At 36.2% G+C, this 14,282-nt stretch carries 17 protein-coding genes; 8 read left to right on the forward strand and 9 right to left on the reverse strand.

From position 1 onward, the window contains the following. The first annotated feature begins 46 nt into the window (after positions 1–46). Positions 47–1,273: a PP2C family serine/threonine-protein phosphatase gene (locus SFA27_RS04590; protein ID WP_407296646.1), complete on the forward strand. Its 1,227-nt coding sequence runs from the start codon at positions 47–49 to the stop codon at positions 1,271–1,273. 4 nt (positions 1,274–1,277) lie between these two features. Continuing rightward, entirely contained in the window at positions 1,278–2,789 is a 1,512-nt protein-coding gene (locus SFA27_RS04595; RefSeq protein WP_407296648.1) for a helix-hairpin-helix domain-containing protein, read from the forward strand. Between the two features lie 224 nt (positions 2,790–3,013). Here SFA27_RS04595 and SFA27_RS04600 read toward each other — a convergent pair whose 3' ends face one another. The 7 genes from SFA27_RS04600 to SFA27_RS04630 all read right to left on the reverse strand — a co-directional run bounded on the left by SFA27_RS04600 (position 3,014) and on the right by SFA27_RS04630 (position 8,464). After that, positions 3,014–3,454, reverse strand: coding sequence for a GNAT family N-acetyltransferase (locus SFA27_RS04600; protein ID WP_407296650.1), 441 nt, complete (start codon positions 3,452–3,454; stop codon positions 3,014–3,016). A gap of 24 nt (positions 3,455–3,478) precedes the next feature. Next, complete coding sequence (locus SFA27_RS04605; RefSeq protein ID WP_047378860.1) at positions 3,479–4,000, reverse strand: 3'-5' exoribonuclease; 522 nt, start codon at positions 3,998–4,000, stop codon at positions 3,479–3,481. Between the two features lie 189 nt (positions 4,001–4,189). Continuing rightward, positions 4,190–5,392 (reverse strand): tyrosine--tRNA ligase, encoded by a 1,203-nt coding sequence (gene tyrS, locus SFA27_RS04610; RefSeq protein WP_407296652.1) that lies wholly within the window; start codon positions 5,390–5,392, stop codon positions 4,190–4,192. A gap of 480 nt (positions 5,393–5,872) precedes the next feature. Further along, positions 5,873–6,463, reverse strand: coding sequence for an NAD(P)H-dependent oxidoreductase (locus SFA27_RS04615; protein ID WP_047378858.1), 591 nt, complete (start codon positions 6,461–6,463; stop codon positions 5,873–5,875). A 76-nt stretch (positions 6,464–6,539) separates the two neighbouring features. Then, a complete protein-coding gene (locus tag SFA27_RS04620; protein WP_264517087.1) occupies positions 6,540–7,358 on the reverse strand; it encodes an AraC family transcriptional regulator in 819 nt (272 codons plus the stop codon). Positions 7,359–7,368: 10 nt separating this feature from the next. Beyond that, positions 7,369–7,866: a GNAT family N-acetyltransferase gene (locus SFA27_RS04625; RefSeq protein WP_407296654.1), complete on the reverse strand. Its 498-nt coding sequence runs from the start codon at positions 7,864–7,866 to the stop codon at positions 7,369–7,371. Further along, positions 7,844–8,464, reverse strand: a complete 621-nt coding sequence (locus SFA27_RS04630) for a TetR/AcrR family transcriptional regulator (RefSeq protein WP_407296656.1) — start codon at positions 8,462–8,464, stop codon at positions 7,844–7,846. Before SFA27_RS04630 ends, SFA27_RS04625 begins: the two co-directional genes overlap by 23 nt. Before the next feature lie 100 nt (positions 8,465–8,564). On the opposite strand from SFA27_RS04630, the gene SFA27_RS04635 reads away from it, so the two are divergent. The 4 genes from SFA27_RS04635 to SFA27_RS04650 all read left to right on the forward strand — a co-directional run bounded on the left by SFA27_RS04635 (position 8,565) and on the right by SFA27_RS04650 (position 10,948). Then, entirely contained in the window at positions 8,565–8,699 is a 135-nt protein-coding gene (locus SFA27_RS04635; RefSeq protein WP_264517090.1) for a hypothetical protein, read from the forward strand. Beyond that, positions 8,699–9,058, forward strand: a complete 360-nt coding sequence (locus SFA27_RS04640) for a hypothetical protein (protein ID WP_407296659.1) — start codon at positions 8,699–8,701, stop codon at positions 9,056–9,058. The genes SFA27_RS04635 and SFA27_RS04640 overlap by 1 nt, the downstream gene beginning before the upstream one ends. 235 nt (positions 9,059–9,293) lie before the next feature. After that, entirely contained in the window at positions 9,294–9,869 is a 576-nt protein-coding gene (locus tag SFA27_RS04645; protein ID WP_407296662.1) for a Crp/Fnr family transcriptional regulator, read from the forward strand. A gap of 59 nt (positions 9,870–9,928) precedes the next feature. Continuing rightward, positions 9,929–10,948, forward strand: a complete 1,020-nt coding sequence (locus tag SFA27_RS04650; protein WP_407296664.1) for an NAD-dependent epimerase/dehydratase family protein — start codon at positions 9,929–9,931, stop codon at positions 10,946–10,948. Positions 10,949–10,961: 13 nt separating this feature from the next. On the opposite strand, the gene SFA27_RS04655 is transcribed toward SFA27_RS04650, so the two are convergent. Together SFA27_RS04655 and SFA27_RS04660 are read right to left on the reverse strand one after the other, a co-directional pair. Then, positions 10,962–11,585 (reverse strand): hypothetical protein, encoded by a 624-nt coding sequence (locus SFA27_RS04655; RefSeq protein ID WP_047378851.1) that lies wholly within the window; start codon positions 11,583–11,585, stop codon positions 10,962–10,964. Between the two features lie 96 nt (positions 11,586–11,681). Further along, positions 11,682–12,062 carry a VOC family protein gene (locus SFA27_RS04660; protein ID WP_407296666.1) on the reverse strand — a complete coding sequence of 127 codons (381 nt, stop codon included), beginning with the start codon at positions 12,060–12,062 and terminating at the stop codon, positions 11,682–11,684. A 204-nt stretch (positions 12,063–12,266) separates the two neighbouring features. Here SFA27_RS04660 and SFA27_RS04665 point away from each other — a divergent pair, with 204 nt between their 5' ends. Then, positions 12,267–12,830: a TetR/AcrR family transcriptional regulator gene (locus tag SFA27_RS04665; RefSeq protein ID WP_407296669.1), complete on the forward strand. Its 564-nt coding sequence runs from the start codon at positions 12,267–12,269 to the stop codon at positions 12,828–12,830. Positions 12,831–12,870: 40 nt separating this feature from the next. After that, positions 12,871–14,268 (forward strand): MFS transporter, encoded by a 1,398-nt coding sequence (locus SFA27_RS04670; RefSeq protein ID WP_407296671.1) that lies wholly within the window; start codon positions 12,871–12,873, stop codon positions 14,266–14,268. The last annotated feature ends 14 nt before the right edge of the window (positions 14,269–14,282 follow it).

Here is a 14,282-nt window from a genome sequence, read left to right on the forward strand (position 1 = left end):
GGGAAAATTTTTTCGGAAATCAGCCTCTGAATCTAAGCCAAAGACTATGGAACAAGCTGCTATTTACAGAGAGAAAGAAGAGTTCAAAGATGCTCATTGGGTATTGAAGAATGCCAGTGCAAAGCAGTTCTATGAATTCAGCCTTGACATGGAAACTTTTCCGAACATAAAAATTAAGAATATCGGAAACCTGGAAAAAACAGGACTTACTTTTGAAAACAATACAATTTCAGGAACTCCGGTTACCTGCAATATATATCATCTGGATGTTCAGTTTTATCACATTCATGATCATGATCAGATTGAAACAAAAAAAGTACAGCTTTTTGTAAACGCAGATCCGAAAGACTTATGGAAAAATATTCCCAGCGATAGAAATGCTGCTTTTTATAAATTGGAAGAAGACTCATTCAAAGGTTCTTTTTCAGATAAAAAAATTGTTGTTGCTTCCAAAAGAGGGCGTTCCCATGCTCATGAAGGCAAATTTCGTGAAGATGATTTTGCTGTGAATGCCTTGCCAAATGAATGGAATATTGTTTCCGTTTCAGACGGTGCAGGCTCGGCAGTGGCTGCGAGAGAAGGTTCAAGGCTGGCAACAGTAACGATCAATCAGTTCTTTAATTCACAGGAGATTTTAAGCGGAATTGAAAACAATATCAATCGGATGTATGGTACTGATGTTTCTATTGAAGAAGGTTCAGAAGCAGAGCAAAACATCAAAAATATTTTATCAGAGAGTGTTGAAGAAGTTTATCAAGCATTAGAAAAAACTGCAGCAGAAAATACTATGTCTGTAACTGATATGCATGCTACACTGATTTTTGCATTACTTAAAAAATTCAGTTTCGGATATGTGATTCTTAGTTTCGGAGTTGGAGATTGCCCTATTAATCTCATCAATCCTGGTTTTTCTGAAGTGAAGCTTTTAAATCAGATGGATGTGGGTGAATTTAGCGGGGGTACCCGTTTTATCACCATGGAAGAAATTTTCAATGATCAGATGGATTCCCGTTTCCGGATTACCTGTGTGGATGATTTTTCTTATCTCGTGCTGATGACGGATGGTATTTATGATCCGAAATTTATCACAGAAAATAAACTGGAAGATACAGAAAGCTGGAAATCACTTTTTGAAGACCTTTGCGGAAATAATGATGACCGGGCGAAAGTAAACTTTATCAACGATGGAAAAATTGATGAAGAACTTTTGATTTGGAGCGATTTCTGGAGCAGAGGAAATCATGATGACCGTACATTGGCAATAATCTATTAATACCATGAAAAAGACCATTAAGGTTGTTTCTGTTCTGGATACAGCCAAATTCTATGAATATGTAGATGAAAACCCTATCCGGGGCGGCGTGAAAGATGTTTATTTCTCTCCCGATAAAGAATATGTGGTGGCTTTTTACCGGAATCCACTGGATGAAGGACAGAAAGAAAGAATCATGAGAATTGTTTCTACCTATCTGCAAAGTATACAGAACGGAAATGCTTCGGAATACTTTCTGAACGAAATATTCAGATGGCCTTACGATATTGTTGAAAAAGATAACCTTACAGGAATTGTGGTTCCTGTTTATCACAATAAATTTTATTTTGCCAAAGGCTATATCGGTTCAGATAATATCCAGGGACAGGATAAAGTGGGGAAGTGGTTTACTGCTCCTATGTTCAGGAATCAGCAATATCCTCTAAGACTTGACCAGTCGGAGCTGGGAGATTGGCTGAGCTATTTTCAGATTGCAGTCAATATCAGCAGAGGAGTAAAAAAGCTGCATCAGATGGGGTTGGCGCACTCCGATTTATCATACAATAATATTCTTGTAGATCCTGTTACAAAATCTGCCTGTATCATTGATATTGACGGACTCGTTGTTCCTAAACTGTTTCCTCCGGAGGTAATAGGAACCTCAGATTTTATTGCTCCGGAAGTTTTAAAAACCAAGCATCTGAGCCTTCAGGATCAGGGAAGACATCTGCCTAACCAAAAAACAGATCTTCATGCTCTTGCTGTTCTGATTTATATGTACCTGCTGAGAAGACATCCTTTGCGCGGAGGAAAAATCTGGGATCTGGATTCAGAAAAAGATGAAATGCTGTCTATGGGAGAAAAAGCAATGTTTGTGGAAGATCCGGGAAATCCTTCCAATCACGTAAAAGCAGATCATCTCAGAAAATGGGATGCATTTTGGGGTGATCCTCAAAAGATTCCTTATACCATCACCGGACCCTATATTTCAGATCTTTTCAGAAAAACATTTGTAGACGGATTGCATGACCCTATCAGACGTCCCACAGCCAATGAATGGGAAGCGGCTCTGTTGAAAACTGTGGATCTTATACAACCTTGCCACAATTCCAATTGTACCGAAAAATGGTATGTTTTTGATAATACAAGCAGTCCCAAATGTCCGTTCTGTGGAACACCACATCAGGGCACATTGCCCGTTTTAGACTTGTATTTTAAATTTGATGATGAGGTATGGAAACCAGAAAATCACAGGCTGATGGTCTATCATAATCAATATCTGTTTAAGTGGCATGTTTCCAGGAAAGTGATACGCAACGAAAATCTGACGATGCAGGATAAAATGCCTGTAGGATACTTCACCTTCCATCAAGGAAGATGGGTATTGGTAAACCAAAGTTTATCAGGAATGAAAGATGTCACAGAACAAAAAGAAATTCCGCCCGGTTCTATGGTTGAACTCACTGATGGTAAAAAAATACTGTTATCTGCAGAAGAAGGCGGAAGATTGATCTATGTGACGATGGCAAACCAGTAAACTGTCATTGCAAACGTAGTGAAGCAATCTCATATTTTCAGATCTCGCAAATAGTTGTGGGCATTTGTGCTCATTTATTTGTGAGATTTGTGTTTAAATCAAAAAAATAGAATGATAAAATTGATTTTAGCATGGTCCATATTCAATAGGAACGGGCTTTAGCCCGTTTTAAGAAATAGATTTAGATTCCAACGGCTTTAGCCAAAACTTACATTATTTTCAATTCACTGTTTTTCAGTTTCCATAAAATAAGAATGCTGGTCTTCATCCACAATTTTAAAACCAAGACTTGTATAAAGATGCTGTGCTTTATTGGTTTTCAAAACACTCAATGATACTGTTTTTCCTGCTAGTGAAGCTTCCTCCAGAATATCAGACAAAATCTTTTTTCCAAGTCCTTTACCTTGCTGGCCGGGATCAATCTGAAGTTGCAGGACCTCAATGTTGGTAAATGTTCTGTCTAGTTTTAACAGTCCGATGGGTTGATTGTCTAAAAAAATAATATTAGCTTTTTCAAACTGATACAAAACTCTTTGAAGGGTTGTTTCTGTGTCTGTAGAAAGACCCGAAGCTTCGTAATGAGGATTCATAGTTTTCATTCTGAGTTTGAGAAGAAAATCAATATCAGTATCATCAGCTTTTTTGTAGCGTAAATCAAGATCCATATTTAAAAATAAAAATTAGAGTTCTTATTTTAATGCAATTTTTAGTCCCATTTCTTCTTTCATGTGCAGTAAAACTTCTGCATTTCCTCGGGCATCGTCTACAGGATTGTGAGTGTGTTCTGTCTTGCGGAGATGCTTCCATTGGGCAAAAGTATCTTTTTCCAGCCCGCAGTAAAGATCAGAAAGCCTTCTGGATGAAAAGCCAAAAGGATTCCGGCCGATAAAATGATGAAAATACCAGCAGATAAACATCCAGTCGAAGCCATTATTATCACTGATAAATATTGGTCTGCCTTTGGAATTTGTCTTAATCCATTCTTCAAAGGAAAGCATTACTTCCTCAGGATCATCAAAACTCATTGTTTCCTCTCTGCTGAAGCCGGAAACCGCCAAAGCATCAGGATTGAATTTCTCAGAAACAGGTTTTAATTTTCCATAAAAAGTGATGTCCAGTTCCTCTGTGACGAGTACTGCCCCGAAACAGACCATTGAAAAATCGCCTGGAATCGGGCCATCCGACTCTATGTCAACCATGATGTAGCTCATTGGAAACAGTTTTTAAGAGAACGAATATATTGAAATAAGTTGAAGGAGGGAAGCCGGAAGCTGCTTTTGTGTTGAAAGGAACTTTTGCTTTTTTAATTCAACAAATGCTTTTAAAAATATTTCAATTAAAGAATTCCGGAAGTTTATTGTCTTAGAGAGCTTCTTTCTTCCAGCTCCCACCCTCCAGCTTTACCCCACAAGCTCAAAGAAGCCTCTTTTCCCTATTTTTATTTTAGTTTGGGGGATTAGTTCAATTTCTTCGTTTGAGTCTGTTATTTTGGTGGTATTGATTTGAATTCCTCCATTTTCAATTAACCTTCGGACTGCCGATTTGCTGAGGTCACTTTTAAGCTGATGACAAAGCTCCACAAGTGATATTCTGTTTTCAATACTATTTAAAGAACCAATAACAACGGGCTCATATACTTTCTCTTCAAAATTTTTATTCTGAAACTGATTGATAAAGAATTGCTCTGCATTTTCTGCTGAAGCTGTATCATGATATTGGCTGATGATATTTTTAGCAATGATTTTCTTAATATTCATAGGATTTTCGCCTTCTGTCATTCTTGAAACAAGAGTCGTTTTTTCTTCTATTGAAAAATCTGTGGTCAGGTTGGTGAACTCCTCAATCAATGCATCCGGAATAGACATGGTTTTTCCAAACATTTCATTGGGTTCATCTGTCAGCCCGATAATATTGTTCAGTGACTTACTCATCTTTTCCTTTCCGTCAAGGCCTCTCAGTAAAGGCATGCACATGACGATTTGGGCTGGCATTCCATGAACTTCCTGAAGCTGTCTTCCCATTGTACAGTTGAAAAGCTGATCCGTGCCGCCCATTTCGATGTCACATTTAATTTTTACAGAATCAAAGCCCTGAAGAATTGGGTATACAAGCTCATGCATGGCAATAGGAGTGTTTTCTGTAAATCTTTTATTAAAATCATTGCGGTGCATCAGTTGAGCAACGGTAACTTTTGATAACAGTTGGATAACCTCCGGAAAGCTAAGGGAATCCAGCCAGTCAGAATTGAAGACAATCTTTGTTTTCTGAACATCAATTACCTTAGATAATTGGTTGATGTAAGTCTGGGCGTTATGCTGTACATCTTCAGCACTTAAAGGTTTTCGGGCTTTATTTTTTCCTGTAGGATCACCGATTCTTGCTGTAAAGCTTCCTACCACTATAATGATCTGATGTCCCAGATCCTGAAATTGTTTCAGTTTTTTTAGCACTACTGCATGTCCCAGATGCAGATCCGGAGCAGTAGGATCAAACCCTAACTTGATGGTGAGTTTTCTGTTTTCTTCTTTAGCCTGGGCAAGCTTTTCTTCCAAACCGTTTTCAGGTAGGATGATAGCCACATTTTCTTGTAATAAATGGATCATGTTGAATAGTTTTAAAATTGAAAAAACCCGGACAGGTACTGTCCGGGTTCTATATATACTTTAGATTATTTTATTGAATTACAGATATAGAAAGTCTTCCCGAACGATAGCCCGGAGTGTAATATTCACTGAAGAATGGAAGACGTAATATGCTGTTCAGATGTTTCATTGTAATGTAAATATACAGGAATTTCCCGAGGATCCAATATTTAAACCATTAAGACGCATTGCAGGGTTATAACAAGATCTGTTTTTAAGAAAAAACTTAACCATCCATCAATCTTAATGGCTTAAAATAATGGTTCAAAACAATTTTACTTGCGATTTTTGAAGCTAATTTCATGCCATAAATCCCTTAAAAGCAAAATACAGGATAAAGATGTAAAAACTATATTTTATAATTTTCTTTATCAACTTATAAGTATTGATTGGTAATGGGTTAATGGTCTGTTTATCAGTGTTTATCTTCATGGTTGTTATTTAATAGTTAAAGGCATGTTCAGAGTATAAGTTTTTAATTTGATCTTTCCAGATCTCAAAATCTCCGGAAGTAGCTTTATCTGCCTTATCAAAAAATAAATGTCTAATGATTTCCAGCCCGGAGTAGATAAAAATTCCGTTATCAGAGGTTAAAGTGAGTGCTTTATCCATCCCTGTTTTTTCATATTCTTCATGAGATTTTCCATGAGTGTTGATAATCACAGTCTTTTTACCTTTCAGAAGTCCCTTTTGTATACCCTGATCATAACGGTAAGCAAAACCATAACTGAAAACACGGTCTATATATCCCTTCATCATAGCGGGAAGTCCGGTCCACCAGATAGGATAAATGAAAGTGATCTGTTCTGCCCATGAAATATATTCCTGTTCAATTTTTACATCCTCAGATACTTTTCCCATGCGTTGTTCCTGCATATCAGTCAAAGAAAGTACAGGATCAAAACCAATTTTATAAAGATCTCTCACCATGATCTCCTGATTACGGGACTGAAGCGATTCAACAACAGTATTTAAAAGATGATGATTTAAACTGTTTTCATTAGGATGCGCGTAAATTATTAAATGTCTCATTGTCTTGATTGTTAAGATTAATGAGACAAAAGTAGTATGGTATACTTTTCAAAAATTGTAAGAAAACGAAAATAGTCTATTTAGACTTTGGATTGCAGATGTCCTGCTGGAATTTTAAATACTGAGCAGGAGAAATGTTGATAAAATGTTTGAAATCATGAATAAGCTGGCTTTGATCATAATAACCGCACTCATCAATGATGGTAAACCATTTCACTTTACCCTGTTTTCCGGTTTCCTTTTCAATGATTTTTACTGCTTTTAAAAAACGGTTATAGCGGTTAAGTTCTTTTAAGGAATAGCCAAACTGTTCTTTCTGTTTTCGCTGTATGTTCCTTTCTGTCTGTTGAATTTGCTCTGCAATTACTTTAACAGGGTTTAAGAGCTCATTCTCAAAACTGCTCAAAAGCCTGCTGGTAGTATTCTGATGCTGAAGATAGGGTCTGCAGAATTCAAGAATATGATTCACTTGCTCTGTGGTTGAATCTAATTTTGTCAGCTGATGCCACAGATCTGTAAAACAATTTTCCTCCAGCAGTTCGTCAGGATGTCTTACCGATTGTTCAGTGGATATTTTTCCAAAAAACCTGAAGAATGCATCATCTTTAAAATTTGCCGCAAGAATGGAGCAACCTGTCGGAAGTGTATATTCAAAAGCTTGCCTCACGGGTCCGAATACCACACATTTATCAACACCAATGATTGTTTTTTCCCGGGTAGACATCGTGGCACTTGCTCCAAAACAGAATAACAAAATAGTCTGATATGTTGGCAAAAGAGTTTTTGTAACCGGTATATCAGAAGTATTTTCAGCAAAATAAAAATGAGTAAATACATTTTCAAATTCCTGAGGAACTGAAATTCTAAGCTCATTATATTCCGGCTGTAATTCCATTATTCAGAAATTAAGAGATGAGATTTTTTGCCATTTTATAATTGGTAAGTATAATTTCTTTTACCTTGACAGTCTGTTCCTGAACAACTTGAAAGCCCATTTTTTCAAAAAAAGGTCTGGCAGTTTTGCTTACATCCGCTGTGAGCAGTTTCTCATATTGCTGCAGAGCTTCTTTTTCAATTACATTATAAAGCGCGGATGCAATACCTTTTTGCTGATAATCTTTTTGTACAAAAAACAGATCAATATAGTTTCCCCCATCTAGTGTGCAGAAACCTACGATCTGATTTCCATTTTCAGCAATTAAAACATATTGGTTGCTAATCACATTCATCCATCTCTCCTCATTCTCTGCACCGGATTTCCATGCTTCGAGCTGTTGAGAATTATAGTCTTTTTTGCATACCTCATCTATAGTAGCTGTAAAAAGCTCCAGCATTTCAGGGAGATCTTTCCTGATCCCTTTTCTGATGGTAATACTTTGACTATTGGATATAATGTTTTTCATAAAGTTTTTGCTGTTCTTTATTGAGAAGCGGATAAAAAAGATTCATCTGAAGAAGTGTATAATGCTGTATTGCTTCTTTGGGACTGAGTTTTAAGATAAGTCTGTTGTGGGTAAGCCAATTGTCTGCAATAATGAAAATCTGCTCAGTAAGACATTCTACAATAAAACGGGGTACATCTTTCTGAAAAACATTACTCTTTTGAAGGTCTGAAAAGATGATCTGAAATTCTTCTTTTCTACTGAAATTGATCCCTTCATATCTGGATTCTATTTCAGGAATCTTGTTAAGTATATCTATAAAATTAATAAATACAAAACGGTAAGAATAAAAGATTTCACAGGTAGAATAGGTAAACTCATAAAGATCATCCAGTGTTTTATTCTCCATTTTTTTCATTTGGTTCAGCAGCTCATCCATTTTCAGGGTAAGTTCTGAGAAAAGGATTTTAATAATGTCTTCAGAGTGTGTGAAATGATAATGCAGATTGCCCGGACTGATGCTGAGTTCAGCCGCAATATGCCTTGTGGTAATATTGTTATATCCCTTTTCATTAAATAATTCCAGTGCTTTAGACAGAATTTTATCCTTGGTCTTCATCCCTCAAAGATAAGAATATAAGAGTGTATATAAATCATATTTTCAAAATTAGAACATTTGTTCTAATTTTGATATATTTGCAATGTTAAATCATATGGCAATGGAAGGTAAACAAAAATTCAATTATGAATCAGCAGAAAGCACTGAAAAGGAAAATAAAGCAGATCCTCAGGAAGTTATATCAAAAATACTGCAGATAATTCTTGGGGTAATAATGGCAGTACTTCACATGTGATGAAAAGAGGAATTTCATATTGGTTTCTACTGGGACTGACAGCCTGGGGAGTGATAGTTTTACTGAGACGAAACGGAATGTATATTCCTGTTATCAATGATTATTTTACAGATGGTATTACTGTCCCTATGTATTGTTATCTCATAGAATTTATAATGAATTCTGTCTTAGGCTATCAATGGTGCCCAGATTTGAAATTTGTATTGACGTCCGTATTTTATCTGTCTTTTTTGTTTGAGGTTCTTTGTCCGAAACTATCTGCGGACTTTACCGGAGATTTTTTTGATGTACTGGCTTATTTTGTCGGAGGAATGATATATTATTTTGTTACAATAAGGAATTGGGATGTAAATAAATAAAAAGCCAACAGATCACATCGTAAAGGAGACTGCTGGCTGGGGTATAGTTTTTATCCTGGTTCAATAATGTTTACTAATCTTAGCGACTGTTTTTCTCAACAGTTTTCTTTCGATTATGTATAGAAGACAACTATTGAATCCGGAATGTTACATGAACAGATGAATATTTTTTAAACTAATACATTGGAAAGCTTTCTTTTGGTAGCTTTGTAAAAGACTCAAAATTTTTACTTCGATGCATGACAAGCTTTTACACTACATCCAGTCTGGCCATGACTTTACCAATGAAGAAACAGAAGCTGTTCGACAATATTTTGAGCCTGTGGTGTTTTCAAAAAATACTGTGATAGAAAATGCAGGGAAGGTTCCTCATTATCTTTACTATATTGTTTCAGGCTATCTCAGACTTTTTTATAATGACCAAAATGGCAGTGAAATTACTACTCATATCAACTGTCCCCCTGGATTTTTTACTTCATATTCAGATTTTATCAATGGTACGGTTTCTGAAAATAATGTGGAATGCATTACAGATGCTGAGCTTTTGAGAATTTCAAAAACAAATCTGGATTATCTGACAGGCAAAAGTCAGGCAATGAAAGATTTTAGTATTTCAGTTTTTCAACAATCAATTGCTTACAATGAGAACCGTTCGAGAGAATTGTCAGCTTTGAATGCCGAACAGCGCTATCTGAAACTCATAAAAGAATATCCGGAAATTATTCAGAATGTTCCTATCCAGCACATCGCCTCATTTTTAGGGATGAAACCCGAAAGTCTGAGCAGAATCCGGAGAAAAATAATTAACTAACAAAAGTCAAGTGGCTTCGGGGGCGGGAAGATGAACTTTGCAGCATTAAAATCTATGCAATGACAAAGAATCATTTAAGTCTTGTTTCCGGAGCAAATGGGCATCTGGGAAATAATTTAGTCAGATTTTTACTGAAACAGGGGCTACCGGTGCGTGCGGCAGTAAGAAATACTCATAACGAAAAACCTTTTGAAGGGCTGAATTGCGAGCTGGTACAGGCTGATATTACAGATAAAGCTTCTTTTGTAAAAGCCCTTCAGGGTGTGGAAACCTTCTATGCAGTAGGTGCGGCTTTTAAATTATGGGCAAAAAATCCAAAAAAAGAAATCTATGATGTAAATATCGCGGGAACCAGAAATACCATCGAAGCAGCAGCGGAAGCGGGTGTGAAGAAAATAGTGTATATAAGTTCTATTGCCGCACTCAACTATACAACATTACCAACAAGAGAAAGTAATGGCTATAACCCGGACCGCAGAGATATGTATTATAATTCTAAGAATGACGGTGAGAAACTAGCTTTTGATCTGGCTGCAAAATTGGGAATAGAACTTGTTTCCGTGATGCCTTCTGCGATGATAGGCGGTGAAGCTTTTTCTCCGTTGAATGTTTCCTATGGAGTATTGAAGCTTATCCTGAACAAGAAAATTCCGGTGGATACCAAAATTACCCTGAACTGGGTAGATGTGAAAGATGTGGCGGAAGGATGTTATCTGGCAGCAGAAAAAGGACGTTCTTGTGAACGTTATATTCTGGCCAATGAAAAATGTATGACCATTACTGATACCACTATTTTAGCCAATCAGCTTTATCCTGAACTGAAACTTGATATTCCCCGTTCTGTACCTAAAGGAATTTTATTCAGCATTGCTGCCATTATAGAATTTACTGCAAGACTCAGTGGGAAAGCTCCGGTACTCACAAGAAAAGATATTAGCATGTTTTCCGGATTACAGCAGGATTTTGATATTTCCAAAGCAAGAAAGGAGCTGGGATTTAATCCCAAAAGCCCTGAACAGGCTGTGAAGGAAGCATTGGATTATTTAATGAAAAACCCTGAAATTTTAAAAGAGGCCTGAAAAGTCTCTTTTTTTATTCCTGCTCGAGCTTGATAATGGGACCTTTGTAAAATTTGGTCAGATCATACAGATCAGCAAAATGATGCTGAAGGTCCGGGATGATTTTTCCATCAAATTCTTTAGAATCACATTGGTTTTCTGCCAAAAGATATAAAGATTGATTGTCCGGTTTCAGGTATTCACAAAGGATATTATTCTGATGTTGGTCTTTATTGATAATTTCTGTGAGAAATATTCCGTAGATCAGAAACTGATTGAAGTTTTTGGAATCCACAATATAATTCATATCCTGTTTCAGGAGTTTTTCATAGTCTGAAAGAATCTGAAGAAAGTTTTCGGCATGAATGGTCGTAGGTATTTCATAAAAAAGATCAATACCATTGATGTAGAGCTGGGTTTTAGCCTCCTCATGATCTGAAGAATATACTTTACTAAACCATTGAAAAATAAGCAGAAGCTCCTCCTGGGTAAGTTCTTCTACAGAATCCTGAACCTTTTTTTTAATATTCTCAAGCGTATCTTTTGCATCAGATGGCAGGAATTTTAGAATATTTTCCTCTTCACGTTCGAGCTTATTGTACAAATTAATTTTGGCAATAGTAGGGTTGGTTTTGATGAAATAAAGTTCTTCTGCCATGGGTATTTATCAGATAATCTTTTGTAAATGGTTATTGAAAGATACAAAATATGCATCAACTTTGTTTAAAAAAATAATATGCATCAAATGGTATAGCTATTTTACAGTTTCATGCAGTGCAATTCTGTTTCCTTCTGAGTCTTCAAATTCTGCTACGGCAAAACCATACTTTTCATCGTTTCTTTTAGGATAAAGGACAGAACCTCCATGTTGTACAACCTTTTCCAATGTATGGTCAATACTCTCTGTTTTAAAATAAATAATGACACCGCTTTTGGAAGGCTTATAAACATCTCCTTTAGCCAAAGCTCCTGTAATGCCGCTGTTTTTTTCCTCAAAAGGAAACAAAGCCATCTCATAATGGTCGATGATTTCTTTCTCAAAGCTAAAGTTGAAAACAGCAGAATAGAATTTTTCTGCACGTTCCAGGTTCTGCACGGGGATTTCAAAATATACAACAGGATTGGTCGGTTTCATATTTTTTACAGGGTTAGGTTTCTGTGATTGGCTGCAAGATACAGTTATCAGTAAGAAGAATATGAAAAAAGAACATAGTGATTTCATGGTAGGAAGTTTAAAAGACAATGATTATTTCTCTGATCTAAAATAAAATTTTCATCTGTATTTTAAAAATAGATAGACCTATCTATTTTTTTATTTATATTTGTAAAAATTTTCACAATGAAAAAAGAAAAAGTACGCGAAAGAATTATCAGGGTAGCTTCAGATTTGTTTTATAAGCAGGGGTACAATTCTACAGGAATAAACCAGATTATTGCAGAAGCTGATATTGCCATTGGCTCGCTATACAACCATTTTTCATCTAAGAATGACCTTCTTCAGGCGTATCTCATCAAAGAAGAATTTGGCTGGTTTGAAGGATTTGAAAAAAGTATCTCCAAAATTTCTGCTCCGAAAGAAAAACTTCTGGCACTTATTGATTACAGGAAAAAACTACAGCAGACCTCTAAGTTTGCAGGTTGTCATTTTATAAAGATAGTTTCTGAAATAGGAGAGGGAAATCCATCTGTCTCCGATTTTGCCAAACAGCATAAAGAAAAACAGAAAGATCTTATTAAAACACTAGTAACAGAATATGGAACGAAGGAGCAGCTTAACGATATTGATTTAATCGCAGAAAATATTTTCCTGTTAATAGAAGGGGCGGTTGTAACATCCACCATCAACAAACAGAATGATTCTTTTGATCAGGTAAAAAAAATCGTTCAGGGATTACTGTTCTGATTTTTTTTAATATTAAAAAAATAGATATATCTATATAAAAATGAAACATAAGTATTTGAAATTATTGGTTGTACTATTTGGTCAGTTGCTGACGATTATGGATATTTTCATCATTAATGTATCTATACCTTCCATACAACGTGATCTTCATGCTTCCAATGGAGAAATGCAGTTTATGATTGCAGCTTATCTTATCGGATTTGCTTCTTTTCTGATTACAGGAGGCCGGTTGGGTGATCTATATGGAAGAAAAAAGATTTATGTCATTGGGTTAATAACTTTTATGGTGAGTTCCATTGCTTGCGGAATTTCTGCAGGAGCAGAACAACTGGTCATTTCGAGATTTATACAGGGGATAAGTGCTGCAATGATGGCTCCACAGGTACTTTCCATGATTCAGATTTTATTTCCTGTTCACCATGAACGTACAAAAGCAATGGGATGGTATGGAATTACTATTGGAATAGGTACCATCGCAGGTCAGTTTCTTGGGGGATACTTTTCGTCTCTTACGATTATGGAAGAACCCTGGAGGCTTATTTTTCTGATGAATATTCCTATATGCCTGCCGGCAGTTTTCCTGAGCCTGAAATTATTGAATGAATCCAAAACTTCAGCAAAGGAGTCTTTTAATATTGGAGGTGTTGCTGCACTATCTGCAGGCCTGTTTTGTGCTACCTATGCCCTGACGATGTCTGAGCATGAAGGTTTTCATTTCAAAAATGCTTCATTGATGTTTATTTCAGCCGGGATTATTTTCGGTTTTATGAAAAATCAAAAGAAGAGAATACAAAATGAACAATCTTATCTGATTGATTTTGAATTGTTCCGTTATAAAAATTTCAATCTGGGTATCGTGGCCGTTTCCTTCTTTTTCATTATGCTGGATTCCTATTTTTACATTTTGTCGCTTTTTTTTCAGGATGGATTAAAGATGAGTCCGTTAGAAGCCGGAGAAATTATTGTTTTTCAGGGGCTTGGGCTTATACTGGCATCCACAGTTTCTGTAAAATTGATTTTGAAATATGGGAAAAAAGCCCTGATTGCAGGGCTCAGCTTTATCATTGTTATTCTTATTCTTCAGCTGTTTTTATTCAGAATGCAGACCGGTTTTCTCATGTTCTGGCTGCTGCTGTTTTTACATGGGCTGGGAGTGGGTTCAATCATTCCTTCGCTGGCCAATATTGCCTTGTCGGGTATGCCTGAAAAGCTGATTGGAAATGCATCCGGAGTTTATAATACCTTTCAGCAGATTGCCGCCATCATCGGAATTGTGGCTGTAGGAAGTGTTTTCTACTACTTTCTGGGAACGAAACCTACAGTACAACATTATCACCATGCGTTCTCAGTTGCAGTATTGATCAACATTCTCTGTCTGATTTTTGTAATAGTTTCTGTTTTTAAAGTTCCGAATCATGTTCTCCCTGAAAAGAGGTAAATGATAATCTGGAT

This window comes from Chryseobacterium sp. HR92 (assembly GCF_045689405.1).
GTDB classification, from domain to species: Bacteria; Bacteroidota; Bacteroidia; order Flavobacteriales; family Weeksellaceae; genus Chryseobacterium; species Chryseobacterium viscerum_A.